Raw genomic sequence first — 17,059 nt, 5'->3', positions numbered from 1 at the left:
ACGCACTAGCAACTGCAAACAAGACTGCCGGCTGATGGTCATGCGCTCTGACGAAACCAAGAATTCGGCGGTTTCAGCCTGTGTATTCGTTGGCCTCGGTTACGTGGTGATGAATGCGGCCATCGAAAAACTCGGCCACTATCTCGCCCGTGACTTCGCGCGATTCGTTGCGCGCGGCGCTTTCCAGTGCACCCGCCATTGCAGTTTTGTCCGGATAGGTAATGGCCAGGATGAGCGGAAATTCCGGCGCTCCTTCATCCCGCTCCTCTCCAAACATGACACGCACATCCGTGTTGCCGGGAAACTGCCGCCACAGGGGAACAAGCCGTTCGGTTACCGCAGATCTGAACGCATCCGTTCGGCCTGTCTTGATGCTGCCCTCGAAAAGCGCGAAACGGGTGATCATTGAAACTGCTCCTTGTCGGGTCCCTTGAAAAATTCCATCAGTGCGGCCTGGTCTTCGCCGCCAAGTCCGGCGGAGGTCAGCATCCTGTGCACCTCGGCGCACAAGGCCGTCAGGGGCATGGCGGTATGGGTTCGGCGTGCAAGATCCTGCGCGCCGTTGAGGTCCTTGACCATGTTGTCGATCCGTCCCGTGCGCCTGTAATCCTTGTCGACGAAACGAGGCATGTATTCCTGCAGGATGGCACTATCTGCCCGTCCGCCCTTGAGCGCTGTCGGTATTTTTTGAGCGTCTACACCGGCGTCCAGCGCGAGCTGAGTTGCTTCCGCAACTGCCAGAAATCCGAGACCGCAAAGAACCTGATTGATGAGTTTGGTTGTCTGGCCCGCGCCAACCGGGCCCATATGGGTGTAGTTGCTCGAGACGTGTTTCAGGATCCGGTGCGCATCCTTGACATCGGCCTCTGCACCACCGGCCATCAACGTCAGTTCACCGATCAAGGCTTTGGGCGCACCACCCGACAGAGGGCTGTCCACCCAACGCAATCCGGCATCCGCTGCCTTCGACGCCAGTGCCTTGGTCGCATCCGGGTCGATGGATGACATGTCGATGATGAGAGTGCCTGGCCGCGCGCCGGAGGAAACACCGTTCTCGCCAAAAACCGCGATCTCGACGATCTTGGGCGAATTCAGGCTTGTCACCACAAAGTCCGCCTGGGCCGCTGCTTCAGCGGCCGAGGCTGCAGCAGTGGCACCTTTCTCGACCAGGGCAGAAACTTTTTCGGCGTCCAGATCGAACACGGTCAGAGTGTTGCCGGTTTCCAGAAGACGCGTTCCGATCGCGCCTCCCATGGCGCCAGCACCGATTAGAGCTGCTTTTTCGCTCATTTTGTTTCCCTTCGAAGTCCGGACAACAAGGTGGCGATCACCATATCCGGTGTTTGGTCGATTGATGCGGAGACGAACATTTCGTCCACGGCAGGCGGTTCCAGCGTCGCGAGCTGGCTGTCCAGCAGGGCGACAGGCATGAAGTGTCCCGATCTGTTGTTCATGCGGCTGGTAAGAATGTCACGTGACCCCTCCAGATAGAGAAAAGTCACGGGTCGTTCAGCTCTGCCGGAGATGCGTTCCCGATAGATACGTCTGAGCGCTGAACAGGCGATGACAGTCGGTTCATCCGCTTCCTTCAGTCTGTCTCCGACCTTGTCCAGCCAAGGAGCGCGATCTTCATCTGTCAGTGGTTCGCCGCGGCCCATTTTTGCAATGTTTTCTTCCGGGTGCAGGTCGTCACCATCAACAAATGTCCCGCCAATCGCACGGGCGAAACCGCGACCGATTTCCGATTTGCCGCAGCCCGATACGCCCATGACGACATAGGCAACCATCACAGGCACGCCGAAATGCCACCGTCGACAAAGACGGTTGTACCATTGACGAATGAGGAGGCATCGGAGGACAGGAACACACAGGTTCCGACGAGCTCCTCTACTTTGCCCCAGCGGCCGGCTGGCGTGCGTTTTTCCAGCCAGGCGCTGAACTCAGGATCATTCACAAGCGCTGCGTTCAGCGGTGTGTCGAAGTACCCTGGTGCGAGCCCGTTGCACTGCAGGCCGTGCTTGGCCCAGTCGGTCGCCATACCTTTGGTCAGGTTCGCTACCGCTCCCTTTGTCGCTGTATAGGGTGCAATGCCGGGACGTGCGAGGGCCGTTTGAACGGAGCAGATATTGACGATCTTGCCGGCACCTCGTGTGATCATGTGGCGCGCAACCGCCTGTCCGACATGGAAAACAGAGGCAATGTTCGTCTGGAGAAGGCGCTCGAACGCATCCGCCGGAAAGTCTTCCAGCTGCGTCCGGTGCTGCATGCCCGCATTGTTCACGAGAATATCGATGGGGCCTTTGGCCGCTTCGAAGTCGTCGACAGCCTTTCGAACGGCATCATGATCGGTCACATCGAAAAGCAGTTCCTCAACGCTGAAGCCCTCCGAGCGAAGCTGCGTGGCCGCCGTGGCTAGCTTGTCCGCCGAACGGCCGTTTAGAACGATCTTGGCACCGGCGGCCGCGAGACCGCGCGCCAATGCAAAGCCGATTCCTTGCGAAGAGCCGGTAATCAGCGCCCGCTTTCCGGACAGATCAAACAGTGAAAGGCTCATCGAATTTCCTTTTTGACGCGAATTGATTGACAGTTTTTTCGAATATGTTATCGATAACATTAGTTGTCAAGTAGGGAGCGTGCCAATGAGCAAACCCGACATTCTTCAAGTCGGTCCGTATCCGGAGTGGGATCAAATCCCGCTCCAGGAGAGTTTTCACATGCACAAGTTGTTTGAGGCATCAGACGCTGGAGCCTTTCTGTCTTCGGTTGGCGAGAGCGTCCGCGGGATCGCAACGCGCGGAGAGCTGGGTGCAGACAGGGCCATGATCGAAGCCTGTCCCAACGTCGAGGTCATTTCCGTATATGGCGTCGGGTTTGACGCGGTGGACCTTCAGGTCTGCCGGGAGCGCAATATTCGCGTGACCAACACGCCTGACGTTCTGACCAACGACGTCGCTGACCTTGGTGTTGCAATGATGCTTGCACAATCGCGCGGGCTCGTCGGTGCGGAAACCTGGGTCAGGGATGGCAGTTGGGTCGAAAAGGGGCTCTATCCTCTAAAAAGCCGCGTATGGGGCAAGAAGGCTGGCATTCTCGGTCTTGGCCGGATCGGGTTTGAAGTCGGCAAAAGGCTTGCTGGCTTCGATCTTGATATCGCCTACAGCGACATCGGTCCGAAGGAATATGCCGCGGATTGGACATTTGTGCCCGATGCAGTCGAACTGGCGCGTCACTCGGACTTCCTTTTTGTTACTCTCGCAGCCTCGGCGGAAACCCGGCACATCGTCAACAGTCAGGTGATTGAGGCAATTGGCCCACAAGGCATGGTGATCAATATCAGCCGCGCGTCGAATATCGACGAGAACGCTTTGTTGGATGCACTTGAAAACGGACGCCTCGGGGCAGCTGCCCTTGACGTGTTTGAGGGCGAGCCCGCACTGAACCCGCGGTTTCTGGAATTGAACAACGTGCTTTTGCAGCCGCACCACGCCTCCGGTACCGTTGAAACCAGAAAGGCCATGGGCAAGTTGGTACGCGACAATCTGAAGGCGCATTTCGATGGCCGCGAACTATTGACGCCTGTGCTGTGAGGACATCATGAAAGCCATAGTGATTCACGCAGCCGAAGACCTGCGCATTGAGGAGCAGAGCGTCGCCCCCCTGGTCCAGGTGAGGTTCAGATCGAACTCGCGAGAGGCGGCATTTGCGGCTCCGATCTGCACTACTATAACCATGGCGGCTTCGGTCCGGTTCGCTTGAAAGAGCCAATGATCCTCGGTCATGAAGTTGCAGGTCATATCACCGCTCTAGGCGAAGGCGTTTCAGGCCTGTCCATTGGACAGCTGGTCGCCGTATCGCCGTCGCGACCTTGCGGGAACTGCCGGTTCTGCAACGAGGGACAATTCAATCAGTGCCTGAATATGCGGTTCTACGGCAGCGCAATGCCCTTTCCGCATATTCAGGGAGCATTTCGTGAGGTTCTTGTTGCAGATGCTTCGCAGTGCGCACCAGCTGATGGATTGTCTCCCGGAGAAGCGGCCATGGCAGAGCCGCTCGCCGTGTGTCTGCATGCCGTGCGTAATGCCGGCAGCATGCTTGGAAAGTCTGTCCTGGTGACAGGATGCGGTCCGATCGGGATCCTGTGCATCCTCGCGGCACGTCGCGCCGGTGCGGACCTCATCGTTGCAACGGATCTCAGTGCATTCACGCTTTCCAAGGCTGAAACGGCCGGAGCCGATCGTGTCATCAATATGGCCGAAACTCCGGAAGGGCTTGAGGCCTATTTCGCCGACAAGGGTACGTTCGATGTTCTTTTCGAATGCTCAGGAGCAGCCCCGGCACTTGCTTCCGGTATTTCAGCGATGCGACCGGGCGGCACAATCGTTCAGCTCGGTCTTGGCGGCGATATGCCGGTGCCGATGATGGCGCTGACGGCCAAGGAACTTTCCTTGAAGGGCTCATTTCGGTTTCACGAAGAGTTCTTTACCGGCGTCAGTCTGATGCAAAAGGGTCTGATCGACGTCAAGCCGTTCATCACTCAGACATTCCCGCTCAGCGATGCAGTTGCCGCTTTCAAGACAGCCGGGGACCGCAGCCAGGCTGTCAAGGCGCAGATCGCCTTTAACTGAGAAGCAGCAGCATTCCTTTCTTGAAGCAGCGCGCTGGCCGGGTCTCCCAATTGAGAGGCCCGGCCGGTTCTGCATTCGTGGCCAAGACTCTCAAAAGAGCGCGCAGCACTTCATGGTCAAGCGCTGACCGATCAAAGGATTGATGCCCTCAAGTTTCAGCGCCAATGGCCGCAAGTGCAGCACGCGCGACTTCAATGTCTTGTTCTCCTGACCCAGAGCCAACGCCAATGCCGCCAAGCACCGCACCGTTGACGACAATCGGCATTCCACCGGGAAGTCCGGTCACGTTGCCACCGGTCGCAAGTCCGATCAGAGTGCGGACTTCCTCTGGAACATTGACGGTGGCCGCGCCAATGGAAGCTGCCGTCAATGCTTTCGCAAGTGCACTTTTCCGGCTTAGAAATTTAGCTCCGGTCATGCGGATTTCCGCCAGGACTTCGCCGCTGGCATCCACGATGACAATGCATTGTGGCTGACCGATTTCTTCAGCTTTTGCGACAGCAGCCGTCAAGAGTGTCAAGGTGCCCTGATGGGTCAGGACTTGGGTTGTCTGGGTCGTTTCCACATCTCTCTCCAAAATGATATCGATAACATTCTGCTGTTTTGTGCCAGACTTGCAAGCCCCGATAGGGGGTGATGCTGGAGTGACTGGGAATACCGGAGGTATTGTGGGGACTTGCCGAAAGGTGACTGCGGAACGGCATTTTTCAATTGCATGTCGACTTTAGTTTGTTTACAAATAAAACAAATCAAATACAAATTTTACAACTAGGCAACGACATGATTGTAAATTCTGATGCAGCCTCTGAATGGATGGACAGCGGACCTGGTGCAAAGCGGCGCATTCTTTGTGAGGACAAAGACATCATGATGGTCGAGTTCCGGTTTGAAAAAGGTGGCGAGGGCGCTGCCCACAATCATCCTCACTTGCAAACGACTTATGTTGCCTCGGGGCGCTTTCGTTTCACGGTGGAGGGTCAGACCAAAGTGCTTGGGCCAGGAGATGCGATGGTCATTCCCTCAAACGCCATTCATTCGTGTGTCTGTGAAGAGGCTGGCAGCCTCCTTGATGCCTTCACACCGCGCCGCGATGACTTTCTAGAGGCTCATGGTTGGCCGCAAACCTAATTGACTTCCCTCCCGAGGAAAGAACAGCTGTCGTTTGTCCTTCACTTAGGTGCGGGACGGCGGCAGCTGCTTCGGCTTTCGGCGTCTTCGCGGAAACATCGTCTCTGAACTAATTTCTCAGACGGGTTCACGCATCCCCGTGCAGTGTATCAGTTGCAATCAAACGGTGAGGATCAGCCCTCAAAAATGCGCTTGCGGGCATTTTCAACATGGGCTCGCATGGCGTTACGGGCCGCGCTGCGGTCGCCTTTCTCGATTGCTTCGAAAATTTCATAATGCTCAGCTTGAACCAGCTTCATACGGTCTTGAGGCTTGGTAAGTGAAAGATTGCGGGTCAGGTTCATGCCGGTCAGAATATTTGGCTTCATGGACGACCGTGCCGCGACGAAATACTTGTTATCTGCCGCATTGCAGACCGCAACATGAAAGATCTCGTCCGCTGCTACACCCAACTCTCCCTCGGCGATGCAACGGTCAAGTTCGGTTAGAGAAGCGCGCAGTTCGTTCAGATCCGAATCCGTGCGTCTTTCAGCGGCCAGATAAGCAGCTTCTCCTTCCACGGCTGCCCTGAATTCAAAAGTACGCTGAATGTCGGCAATCGAACCGATGGGTGCAAAATCGAGAATAGCGCCCTCCGGACGCCGCTTCACGAAAGACCCCGACCCTTGGCGGGATACGATGACATCGTCTTCGCGCAATTGTTTCAGAGCCTGGCGCAGCACCGGGCGGGAAACCCCGAGCTCACTTGAAAGAACCTGCTCCGTTGGAAGTTTGCCGCCAACTGGAATGTCGCCATCCATGATTTTGGACAGGATATTTTCATAGGCGCGATCGGACAGTGTTCTGTCCCGCACCTGCCGTTCGCTCAAGTGGGTTTGATTTACCGTCCGTTTTTCTGCCGCCACACTATAAACCTGTCTTCGGTAGACGGATCAGTCGGGGGATAGAGCCCGAATGTTGATGCGCCTTGTTTCACCATCTCCATCACGAAGTCTTCGAAGACCGTCATTTCGGCAGCTTCGTTCGCTACTTCATTTGCCATATGTTTCGGTATGCAAACAACTCCCTCGTTGTCGCCAACAATAATATCGCCCGGAAACACGGATACGCCGCCGCATGCAATCGGATCATTTACCGCAACAGCATGATGCTTCGTCAAGTTGGTCGGTGCGCTTGGTCTTGCATGATAACCGGGCATGTCGAGTTCGGCAATTTCAGGTGTATCGCGAAACCCGCCATCGGTGACAACGCCGGCGCATCCTCTGGCCTGCAGGCGCATCGCCAGGATGCAGCCGGCGGACGCGGCCGAAGCGTCTCCTCGGGAATCAATTACGAAAACGGCTCCATGCGGACATTCCTCAACGCCCTTCCGCTGGGCATTTGTTCTGTCTGCAAAGGAATCCAGGTTGTCCAGGTCTTCGCGTGCTGGAATGTAGCGCAGCGTGTAGGCCGGCCCAATCATGTTCGGCCCTTTGCGAAGCCTGTGCAGGCCCTGCAGGAATATGTTTCGAAGTCCGCGTTTGAACATGACAGTCGTCAGAGTTGCTGTGCTGACTCGCAACAGTTTTTCGTGAGTTTCGGTGCTCAATCCGCTCATGGCGTACGTTCCACCGTTTCGGCAGTTTTCGCTTGGCTGGGTCATAGGCTGATGAATAACGCTGACTTGCCAACTTGTCAATAATTTGTAAAACCTAAATGAAGAGAGAATTTTGACGTCATTTCGGAGGCGTGCAAAATACATTATATTTTTATATGTTTAAAAACAGATGCTTAAGAGATAGTTGGGAACTATTTCAAATTTCTGAGGGTGGAGTTCCATGTGTGCAATGCGTTTCAAGGAATTTAAAAAATGCGTTTTTGTAATTTATTTGTAAAAATTAATCTTGAATTGTGACTCTGCATCTTGTAAGGCTGAATGCATGGCGCGCTGCACGGCGATGTGATGTGTCGCTGTACAACGCGATCGTCCAGACGCGATGAGCATCAAAGGCAGAAGTCTGAAACGTGAATTAAAACAGTTGTCTGACTTGGTTCAGAAACTCGGTTCGACAAATGTTCAAAATGCGCGAGAGCGGTCTCTAGATACCCGGTAGGGCCTGATAGGGAGTTGGGCCAAGGCCAAGAGATCGAAAAATGTTTAAATTTGTAAGCCGGATACCACCGGGCGAGTCTCTGTCGCCCGAACGATGAGCTATGGCTGATTGGCAGGTTGTCCGGCTTCCAGGGAGGAAGCATGTCCGGAGTTGTCCTTAGCAAAATTGTGAAGAAATACGGGGCGCTTCAAGTCGTGCATGGGATAGATCTCAGGATCGATCCAAAGGAGTTTGTGGTTCTGGTCGGTCCCTCCGGCTGCGGCAAATCCACCACGCTTCGCATGATTGCCGGACTGGAAGCCATCACGGGCGGCACGCTTACCATTGATGATCGCGTTGTTAACAAGGTCGCGCCCAAGGACCGGGACGTCGCCATGGTCTTTCAAAACTACGCGCTCTACCCGCATTTGAACGTTGCTGACAATATCGCATTCGGTCTCAGGATACGAAAGGTCCCCAAAGCCGAAATCAAGAAAGCCGTGCATGAAGTTGCAGAGATCCTGGGCCTGACGGACTTCCTCGCGCGCAGGCCTTCTGACCTGTCTGGCGGGCAGCGTCAGCGGGTTGCAATGGGCCGGGCAATTGTCCGGCACCCGAAGGTCTTCCTGTTTGACGAACCGCTTTCCAACCTCGACGCCAAGTTGCGGACCCAGATGCGGGCCGAAATCAAGCGGCTGCACAAACGGCTCGGCGTCACCAGCATCTACGTGACCCACGATCAGGTCGAGGCCATGACGCTCGCCGACCGAATCGTTGTGATGAACCAGGGTGTGATCGAGCAAATCGGAACACCGATGGATCTGTTCAACAACCCTGCAAACAGGTTTGTTGCCGGATTTATCGGCTCGCCGCCAATGAACCAGCTCCATGGTTTTCTGGAAGCTGGCGACAGCGGGCCTCTGGCTCAGGTCGGACGAATTAAAGTGAAGTTGCCCAAATCGGAATCCCTCCGGCACGAAACGGGCAGGCCGGTCATTTTGGGAATTCGCCCGGAACATGTCACCGTCAATGAGGTTCCCGGATCTTTCCCGATCAATGTCAATCTCGACCTTGTGGAAACGCTGGGTTCGGAAGCGTTGTTGCACACTGACTTCGACGGAATGTCCTTTGTTGCCCGTGTCGAGACACTTGGAGACGTGGGCCATCTGACCGGTGTCGATACGCTCCATGTCCGGCCCGATCTCATGAAGCTGTTTGACGCCGAGACCGGTCGGTCCCTTTCTCTTGAGGCAGGGGCTTGATCATGACGGTTCAGGAAAAGGAGCGGCCGCTCTCCAAAAGTGAGGTCGCGATCTCTGACGAGCACAGCGCTACCATCGGGCCGTTCGAAGCTGCAGTCGAGCACTTGAAACGCGAATGGCAGCTTTACCTCATGCTCTTGCCGATGATCATCTGGTTCGCCGTTTTTCTTTACAAGCCGATGTACGGACTGCAGATCGCTTTCAAGGACTATTCGATCTTCCGCGGTATCGCCGGCAGCCCCTGGGTCGGACTTGAGCACTTCGAGACACTCTTTGCCAACGACCAGTTCCTTCGCGCGATCAAGAACACGATCACGATCAGCGCGTTGAACCTGCTCTTCGGTTTTCCGGCGCCGATCATTCTGGCGCTGATGTTCAACGAGGTTCTGAACGCGAGCTACAAAAGGACAGCGCAGACGATTGTCTATCTGCCGCATTTCATCTCTTCGGTGATCATCGCCGGTATCGTCATCACTGCCTTCTCGCCCACGGCCGGCATTGTGAACACCGTCATGGGCTGGTTTGGTCTTGATCCGGTCTACTTCCTCACGCAGCCGGAATGGTTTCGCCCGATCTTCATCGGAACCGGCATCTGGCAGGAGGCTGGCTTCGGCTCCATCGTGTTCCTGGCGGCCATCGCCGGTGTGAACCCGTCGCTCTATGAAAGTGCGGTCGTGGACGGCGCCAATCGCTGGCAGATGATGTGGAAGATCACGATCCCGTCGATCCTGCCGACGATCCTGATCATGTTGATCATCCGTATCGGCAACATCATGGAAGTGTCCTTCGAGCTGGTCATTCTCCTTTACCAACCGGCGACCTACGAGACCGCCGATGTGGTGAATACCTGGATCTATCGGCAGGGCCTGCAATCAGGACAATACGATCTGGCTGCAGCTGCAGGTCTTTTCAACGCAATTGTCGCCTTCGTTCTGGTGATGACGGCCAACACCTTGTCGCGGCGCTTCTCGCGTACGTCGCTTTGGTAGAGGGGGCGGAACAATGATGAATTGGAACCTTTACTCTCGCGGCGACAAGTTCTTCGCGATCGTGGTCTCGATCCTGATCGGCATGTTCACGGTTGCGACGCTTTACCCGTTTATCTACATCGCGGCCGTGTCTTTCAGTTCCGGATTCGCAGCGCAGGCAGGAAAGGTGGTTCTCACACCGATCGATGCGACGCTCGAGGCCTATGGATATATCCTCAAGGACCCGCAATTCTGGATCTCCTACCGCAATACCTTCATCTATACGATCGGCGGTACGGTGATGAGCCTCGCGTTCATCATTCCAGGTGCATACGCACTGTCGCGGCCGCAATTGAAAGGGCGCAGGTTCTTCAACCTCTTCATCGCCTTCACCATGTGGTTCAATGCAGGGCTGATACCGTTCTTCCTGAATATGCGGGACCTGAACCTGCTGGACAGCATGTTCGGCATCATTCTCGCGTTCGCCGTGAATGCCTTCAATGTCATCCTGCTGAGAAATTTCTTCGAAGCGATACCGAAAAGCTTTGAAGAGGCTGCGCGGATGGATGGGGCGAACGATTTCCAGGTTCTTTGGAAAGTGTTTGTCCCGCTTAGCAAACCGGCCATCGCGACGATCACGCTTTTCTGCATCGTATCACGCTGGAACGGGTTCTTCTGGGCGATGGTGCTCTTGCAGAGTGAGGACAAGATCCCGCTCCAGGTATTCCTGCGGCATACGATTTCAAATCTCAGCGATGACGATGAATTTGCGATCGTGCAAACCGCGGCAGGGTTCAGCGCGGAAACCGTGACAGCAGCAATCATCGTCTGCTCCATCGTCCCGGTTCTGATCGTCTACCCCTTTATTCAGAAATATTTCGAGAAGGGAATTCTTCTCGGAGGGGTCAAAGAGTAGTCGCAATGAACGCAAAGGGAGGAAACCATGCGTAAACTTACCTTGTCGGCAGCTGTCCTGGTCGGCACTGCCCTGGCTACACCGTCGTCGGCAGACGACCACCTCAAGATTGTCGAAGGTGAGCCGTTGGAACTGACGATCCAGATGAATCACGCACGCTACCCCGTCTATGAGGAAAGCTGGCCGGTGGAACAGCAGGCGCGCGAGTGGACCAATGTCCACCTGATAGACGTGACAGTTGGCGCGAACATGCGCACAGATGAGAACACCGGCCGCACGGAAGCCCTGAACCTGATGCTTGCCGGGGGCAAGATTCCGGACATTGTCGGCTCCAGCCGGATCAAGGACTTTGTCAACCAGTACGGTCCGGAAGGTGCATTCCTGCCGTTGAACGATCTGATTGAAGAGCACGCTCCTAATCTGAAGGCGTTTTTCGATGAGCGCCCGGAAATTGCCGCCGCGATTTCAGCGGCTGATGGCAAGATGTATTACATTCCCTATCTGCCGGACGGGAAGTATGGCCGCGCTTACTGGGTCCGTACCGACTGGCTTGAAAAGTTGGGGCTTGACGTTCCAGAAACAGTCGAAGAGTTCGAAACTGTGCTGCGTGCTTTTAAGACCCAGGACCCCAACGGCAATGGTGAGGCTGACGAGGTGCCTTATTTTGCCCGTCAGTGGCCTGAACTCATTCGCCTCGTCACGCTTTGGGACGGCCGGTCTTCCGGTTCCGACACTTACCACGACTTCTACGTCGACAATGGTCAATTGAAACATCCCTACGCGGAAGAGGGCTACCGCGAAGGCGTCAAGAACCTGGCGCGCTGGTATGCTGAAGGACTGATCGATGCGGAGATTTTTACCCGTGGCAGCTCGGCGCGCGATTTCCTCCTGTCGGAAAATCTTGGAGGAGCGACACACGACTGGTTTGCCTCTACTTCGGGCTACAATCGCTTGGCCTCCGATATCGACGGGTTCGAGTTCAAGGCAATGGCGCCGCCTGCCTCGATCTCGGGCAAGCGGATCGAGGAGCACCGCCGTATCCCGATCAAGCCGGACGGATGGGCGATCGGTCACACCAACGAGCACCCGGTCGAGACCATCAAGTACTTTGACTTCTGGTTCACAGAAGAAGGACGCCGCCTGGCGAACTTCGGCGTTGAGGGCATGCACTATGACTTGGTCGACGGCAAGGCTGTCTTCAAGCAGGAGTTTCTGGATGCAGGCCCTGTAAATCGCTCGCTCTACCAGATCGGTTCACAGCTGCAGAGCCGCGGGTACTTCCAGGACTATGGCTACGAGATCCAATGGTCGAACGAATATGCTCTCGAAGGCATCGCTCTTTACGATGAGGGAGACTACCTGATCGACCAGTTCCTTGGTGTTGCTTTCGATGCCGATGAACAGAAGGTCTATGACAAGCATTGGGCCTCGATCCGCGACTACATGCTTGAGCGGCAGCAGAGCTGGATACTGGGCAATGGTGATGTCGAAGCCGAATGGGACGACTACATCGCTCAACTGGAAAAACTCGGTCTAAGTGAAGTGCTTGAAGTCATGCAGTCCGCTTACGAGCGGCAGTATAATAAATAAAACAATCGCTTATCAGGCCATTCGCCACCCGGCGGATGGCTTCTTCCTGCGAGCAAAGAAGTGTCATGTCTGTGAATTGCGATCTGAAACCGGGATTTTTGGACCAGCCGAAAGCTGGACGCCTGAACATTCAATACGGGCCCGCCGACGGCTCGACTGTCAATGAAGCTCCTGCCAGATTCACCTGGATCCCGGATATCGAAGAGAGCGCACGCTACGTACTACGGATTTCCTCAAGTCCGGAATTTCCTGCAGCTGAAACACTCGTCTTTGAAAACCTGAAGCGAAATTTCTTTACGCCGGACAAGGTGCAAGCGCCTGGTACCTACTATTGGAGCTATGCAATCTGGGACAATGGTACCGGATGTGCCACCTCGCAATGGAGCACCATTCGGCAATTTGACGTTCCCGACGATCTGCCTCGCTCACCGCTTGCACCTGCTGCCACGCGATACGATCACTGCAGCCGCGCTCATCCGCGTCTTTGGCTTACCCCCGACACCTTGCCGACGTTCCGCGAAGCTGTCGCTGCTGATGCCGATCATTGCGGCTGGGCAACCTTCTTCGAAAAATCGGTCCGGCCCTGGATTGACCGCCCGGTCATGTCCGAGCCGGCTCCCTATCCGAACAACCAGCGTACGGCACCGGTCTGGCGTCAGACCTATATCGATTGCCAGGAGCTTATTTACGCAATCCGGCATCTTGCCATCGCAGGACATGTCCTTGAGGACAAGTCCTTGCGGGACAAGGCGAAGGACTGGTTGCTCGCCGCGGCCAGCTGGGATCCTGCTGGCACCACATCGCGAGCCTATACCGACGAATGGGCATTCCGCGTCACGCTCGCACTTTCGTGGGGCTATGACTGGCTTCATGGCGATCTCAGTGAAACTGAGCGCGAAGAAGTCAGGACCGCATTGCTGACCCGCACGCGAGAGATTGCCCATCACGTTTTCAAACATGCCAACATTCACATATTTCCCTTTGACAGCCACGCCGTGCGGGCGGTCTCCGCTGTCCTGATCCCTGCCAGCCTTGCTCTTCTGGATGAAGAAGGTTGCGAGGAGGCGAGGGACTGGCTGGACTGTTCGATTGAATTTCTGTTCAGCGTCTATTCGCCCTGGGGCGACGCGGAGGGTGGCTGGGCCGAAGGTCCGCATTACTGGATGACCGGGATGGCCTATCTGATCGACGCGGCCAATCTCCTGAAAAACTATACGGGAATAAACCTGTACAGTCGTCCCTTCTTCCACCTGACCGGTGATTTCCCGCTTTATACGAAAGCGCCCGACACGCGCCGCGCCACCTTCGGCGACGACAGCACAATGGGTGATCTTCCCTGTCTAAAGGTAGGTTACAATTTACGCCAGTTCGCCGGTGTGACCGGAAATCCGGCCTATCAATGGTTCTTTGAAGAGGTCAAGCGGAACGATCCCGGCACCGAAATGGCTTTCTACAATTACGGCTGGTGGGATCTCAATTTCGATGACCTGATGTATCGAAACGACTGGCCGTCGATTGAGCCGGCAGCTCCCGGTGACAACGACAAGCTCAGATGGTTCAAAGGCATCGGCTGGGCAGCCATCCAGCATAAGATGGATGATCCAGAGGCGCATATACACTTTGTGATGAAGTCATCGCCCTTTGGCTCCATCAGCCACAGCCACGGCGACCAAAACGCCTTCTGCCTGTCGGCTTTCGGCGAAGATCTTGCGATCCAATCCGGACACTACGTTGCTTTCAACAGCTCCATGCACCGAAACTGGCGGCGTCAAACCCGTTCCAAAAACGCGATCCTGATCGATGGAAAGGGCCAATATGCCGATCGGGACAAGGCCAAGGCGATGCAGGCAACCGGTAGCATCGAAACCGCCGAGCAGCGTGACGATCACATCTATATGCGAGGCAATGCGACTGCTGCCTACCAAAGCCTGACCCCGGCAATCCAGAAGGTCGAGCGGGAAATCTACTTCGTGCATGATAGCTATTTTGTGATTGTCGACAGCATCGACAGCAGTGCTCCCGTCTCGATGGACTGGCTGTTGCATGCAAATGCACCGTTCGAACTGGGCGACACCAGTTTCAGATACTCCGGTAAAAAGGCCGGGTTCTATGGCCAGTTTTTGTGGTCGGAAGCCGGAGCAGCAGAGCTCTCGCAGGAAACCGGATTTCCAGGCGTGGATGAGGGCGACTACGAAGGTTTGCCCGTCAGCACGTGCCTGAAGGCGAGTTTTCCGAAATCGGCAAGACACCGCGTGGCTACGCTACTGGTTCCCTATCCGGCACACGACCCCAGACGCGTTTTTCATTTCCTCGATGATCAGGGTTACGACTGCGACCTCTATTTCTCCGACGCGCAGGAGAGGTCCTTCAAAGTTGTCATCGAGAAACTGGCGAGAGCCTGAACCACGGATCACGGAGACCGGCTGGTCCCCGAACAACACCCAAGGCATTACAAGGAGCCTCTAATGGATCTCAAGGGAAAAACAGCAATTGTTACTGGCGGTGGCCGCGATATCGGTCGGGCATGCGTCATGGCGCTTGCGGAACGCGGCGCGAATGTCGCCATCAACTATTTCAGCAGCGGCAATGGCGCGGACAGTGCTGTCTCCGAAATCGCAGCGTCTGGAGGCAAGGCTTTTGCCATGCAGGGCGACATGACAAAACCCGACGATGTTGCGGCACTGGTCAACCGAACGGTTGACGAGTTTGGCGGCATCGATGTTGTCATGCCGATCACTGGAGGCATCGTCGCACGCCGGCCACTGTCGGAGATTTCTCTCGATTACTGGCAGTCGGTGTTCGACCTCAACACAACATCCGCACTTCTCGTCGTCAAGGAAGCCGTTCCTCATATGAAAAATGGCGGAGCCATTGTGACGATGGCATCACAAGCCGGGAGAGACGGCGGTGGTCCGGGAGCACTTGCTTATGGAATGTCGAAAGGCGCGGTTATGACGCTCACACGCGGGTTGGCCAAGGAATTGGGACCTGACATTCGTGTTAATGCGATGTGCCCCGGAATGATCGACACGGACTTCCACAATATCTTTACGAAGCCTGAAGTGCGCAAACACGTAGCTGGCGTGACGCCATTGAAACGGGAAGGCGCTTCTGAAGATGTTGCAAATCTTGCCGTTTTCCTGGCGTCAGAACAGTCCGCCTTTATCACTGGTGCCTGTGTCGACATCAACGGCGGGATGCTTTTTCCTGACGACTGGCGAGGAGTGGGTATTGCCCCTCTTATCCAGGCCCGCAATTTCCCGCGGCCAAGTGGGTGCATTGCTGAGGTACTCCAATTCGCGCTGGAGATATGCGGGCCGGGGCAAGTTAAATCAAATAAAACAATCGCTTAACCGGATTGCGAAATTAATTTGTTTTATTGATTTTTTAACTTGTAAATATTTGTAAATTGCGTATCGTTTTATCAGGTCAAAAGGGAGGAACCAATGACCCTGTTTAATTCAAAGAAAGCTGGCATGCTGTTTGGTTCAGTCGTTGCCGCAAGTCTTGCATTCGCAACAGTCGCTGCCGAAGCCCGTGAATTGCGCGGCTGGAATATCCATGTCGAGGACTATCCTGTCTCACATGGAATGGAAGCATTCCTGAAAGAGGTCGATGAGAAAACCGGCGGCGAAATAAGCGGTAAAGTCTTCCATGCCGGTGTGCTTGGTTCGCAACCGGACGCAATCGAGCAAACCCGTCTTGGAGTTATCGATTTCGGTGTCTTCAGCCTCGGGCCGATGGGTCAGGTTGTTCCGGAAGCCAATGTCGTGTCGTTGCCGTTCATCTTCAAAAGCGTTTCGCAAATGTATGAAGTCATGGACGGGGAGCCGGGCAAGGAGCTTAGCAAAGGTCTGGAAGCCAAGGGCCTTGTTGCCCTCGGTTACTATGATGCTGGTGCCCGCTCTTTCTACACGTCCGCAAAAGCAATTACCGAGCCTGCTGATCTGACGGGCATGAAAATCCGCGTCATGAACAACGATCTCTTTGTCGGCATGGTTGACTCCATGGGCGGAAACGCAACTCCGATGGCCTTCGCAGAAGTCTATCAGGCGATCAAGACCGGTGTTGTGGACGGCGCAGAAAACAATCCCCCGTCCTACGAATCCACCAACCATTTCGAGGTTGCTCAATTCTATTCTCTGACACAGCACCTGATCATTCCCGAGTGCCTGTGCATGAGCAAGCGCACCTTTGACTCCCTGACGCCCGAGCAGCAGGCAATCGTCATTGAGGCCGGCCGCAACAGCACCGAGCTTCAGCGCAAGCTGTGGCAGGAGCGGGAAGCCGCCAGCATGGCCAAGGTCTCAGAAGGTGGTGTTGCCGTGAACGAGATCGCTGACAAGGCCGCGTTCCAGGCAGCCATGGAGCCGGTTTATGCGCAGTTCCTTGAGCAGAGCCCAGATCTGGCCGGACTTGTAGAGATGTTCAAAAACGCAGAATAATAGCAGATAGGGGCCGTGCTGAACTTACCGGCGCGGCCCCTTTCTATTCGGGG

16 protein-coding genes and 1 pseudogene are annotated in these 17,059 nt (G+C 55.4%); 10 read left to right on the top strand and 7 right to left on the bottom strand.

Features of this window, described 5'->3' with window-relative positions:
* Nucleotides 1-73: 73 nt before the first annotated feature.
* The 4 genes from ACZ1HV_RS11860 to ACZ1HV_RS11845 are packed head-to-tail and all read right to left on the bottom strand — an operon-like array spanning nt 74 to nt 2,554.
* Nucleotides 74-406: a hypothetical protein gene (locus tag ACZ1HV_RS11860; protein WP_152503759.1), complete on the bottom strand. Its 333-nt coding sequence runs from the start codon at nt 404-406 to the stop codon at nt 74-76.
* Nucleotides 403-1,290 carry an NAD(P)-dependent oxidoreductase gene (locus tag ACZ1HV_RS11855; RefSeq protein WP_472718181.1) on the bottom strand — a complete coding sequence of 296 codons (888 nt, stop codon included), beginning with the start codon at nt 1,288-1,290 and terminating at the stop codon, nt 403-405. Before ACZ1HV_RS11855 ends, ACZ1HV_RS11860 begins: the two co-directional genes overlap by 4 nt.
* On the bottom strand, nt 1,287-1,787 hold the full coding sequence (locus ACZ1HV_RS11850) for a gluconokinase (RefSeq protein WP_298822806.1): 501 nt from the start codon (nt 1,785-1,787) through the stop codon (nt 1,287-1,289). Before ACZ1HV_RS11850 ends, ACZ1HV_RS11855 begins: the two co-directional genes overlap by 4 nt.
* Nucleotides 1,787-2,554 (bottom strand): SDR family oxidoreductase, encoded by a 768-nt coding sequence (locus ACZ1HV_RS11845; RefSeq protein ID WP_298822776.1) that lies wholly within the window; start codon nt 2,552-2,554, stop codon nt 1,787-1,789. Before ACZ1HV_RS11845 ends, ACZ1HV_RS11850 begins: the two co-directional genes overlap by 1 nt.
* An 85-nt stretch (nt 2,555-2,639) precedes the next feature.
* Here ACZ1HV_RS11845 and ACZ1HV_RS11840 point away from each other — a divergent pair, with 85 nt between their 5' ends.
* Entirely contained in the window at nt 2,640-3,587 is a 948-nt protein-coding gene (locus ACZ1HV_RS11840) for a 2-hydroxyacid dehydrogenase (protein WP_298960716.1), read from the top strand.
* A 7-nt stretch (nt 3,588-3,594) separates the two neighbouring features.
* Nucleotides 3,595-4,625: pseudogene (locus tag ACZ1HV_RS11835) on the top strand (L-idonate 5-dehydrogenase).
* A 148-nt stretch (nt 4,626-4,773) separates the two neighbouring features.
* Here ACZ1HV_RS11835 and ACZ1HV_RS11830 read toward each other — a convergent pair.
* Nucleotides 4,774-5,190 carry a GlcG/HbpS family heme-binding protein gene (locus ACZ1HV_RS11830; protein WP_472718180.1) on the bottom strand — a complete coding sequence of 139 codons (417 nt, stop codon included), beginning with the start codon at nt 5,188-5,190 and terminating at the stop codon, nt 4,774-4,776.
* Nucleotides 5,191-5,405: 215 nt separating this feature from the next.
* Here ACZ1HV_RS11830 and ACZ1HV_RS11825 point away from each other — a divergent pair, with 215 nt between their 5' ends.
* Nucleotides 5,406-5,753: a cupin domain-containing protein gene (locus ACZ1HV_RS11825; protein ID WP_298822780.1), complete on the top strand. Its 348-nt coding sequence runs from the start codon at nt 5,406-5,408 to the stop codon at nt 5,751-5,753.
* Between the two features lie 173 nt (nt 5,754-5,926).
* Here the strand turns inward: ACZ1HV_RS11825 and ACZ1HV_RS11820 are convergent, their stop codons facing one another.
* Together ACZ1HV_RS11820 and ACZ1HV_RS11815 are read right to left on the bottom strand one after the other, a co-directional pair.
* On the bottom strand, nt 5,927-6,622 hold the full coding sequence (locus ACZ1HV_RS11820; protein ID WP_472718179.1) for a FadR/GntR family transcriptional regulator: 696 nt from the start codon (nt 6,620-6,622) through the stop codon (nt 5,927-5,929).
* Between the two features lie 11 nt (nt 6,623-6,633).
* Nucleotides 6,634-7,350 carry a ribonuclease activity regulator RraA gene (locus ACZ1HV_RS11815; protein ID WP_298822782.1) on the bottom strand — a complete coding sequence of 239 codons (717 nt, stop codon included), beginning with the start codon at nt 7,348-7,350 and terminating at the stop codon, nt 6,634-6,636.
* A 636-nt stretch (nt 7,351-7,986) separates the two neighbouring features.
* Between ACZ1HV_RS11815 and ACZ1HV_RS11810 the strand changes: the two genes are divergently transcribed.
* From ACZ1HV_RS11810 to ACZ1HV_RS11780, 7 genes are all read left to right on the top strand, one after another.
* Nucleotides 7,987-9,087: an ABC transporter ATP-binding protein gene (locus tag ACZ1HV_RS11810; protein WP_472718178.1), complete on the top strand. Its 1,101-nt coding sequence runs from the start codon at nt 7,987-7,989 to the stop codon at nt 9,085-9,087.
* Nucleotides 9,088-9,089: 2 nt separating this feature from the next.
* On the top strand, nt 9,090-10,076 hold the full coding sequence (locus ACZ1HV_RS11805) for an ABC transporter permease (protein ID WP_298822784.1): 987 nt from the start codon (nt 9,090-9,092) through the stop codon (nt 10,074-10,076).
* A 13-nt stretch (nt 10,077-10,089) separates the two neighbouring features.
* Entirely contained in the window at nt 10,090-10,971 is an 882-nt protein-coding gene (locus ACZ1HV_RS11800; protein ID WP_298822785.1) for a carbohydrate ABC transporter permease, read from the top strand.
* Between the two features lie 27 nt (nt 10,972-10,998).
* The gene (locus ACZ1HV_RS11795) at nt 10,999-12,561 is read left to right on the top strand and encodes an extracellular solute-binding protein (protein WP_298822786.1); all 1,563 of its coding nucleotides are present in this window, start codon (nt 10,999-11,001) and stop codon (nt 12,559-12,561) included.
* Nucleotides 12,562-12,626: 65 nt separating this feature from the next.
* Complete coding sequence (locus ACZ1HV_RS11790; RefSeq protein WP_472718177.1) at nt 12,627-14,963, top strand: DUF4962 domain-containing protein; 2,337 nt, start codon at nt 12,627-12,629, stop codon at nt 14,961-14,963.
* Nucleotides 14,964-15,026: 63 nt separating this feature from the next.
* Nucleotides 15,027-15,914: an SDR family NAD(P)-dependent oxidoreductase gene (locus ACZ1HV_RS11785; RefSeq protein ID WP_472718176.1), complete on the top strand. Its 888-nt coding sequence runs from the start codon at nt 15,027-15,029 to the stop codon at nt 15,912-15,914.
* A 93-nt stretch (nt 15,915-16,007) separates the two neighbouring features.
* Complete coding sequence (locus tag ACZ1HV_RS11780) at nt 16,008-17,006, top strand: TRAP transporter substrate-binding protein (protein WP_298822789.1); 999 nt, start codon at nt 16,008-16,010, stop codon at nt 17,004-17,006.
* Nucleotides 17,007-17,059: the final 53 nt, after the last annotated feature.

The sequence above is a fragment of the Roseibium sp. JB4-4 genome (genome assembly GCF_055693425.1).
The sequence above is the reverse complement of the archived record's forward strand: the minus strand, read 5'-3'. Positions and strand labels throughout refer to the sequence as shown.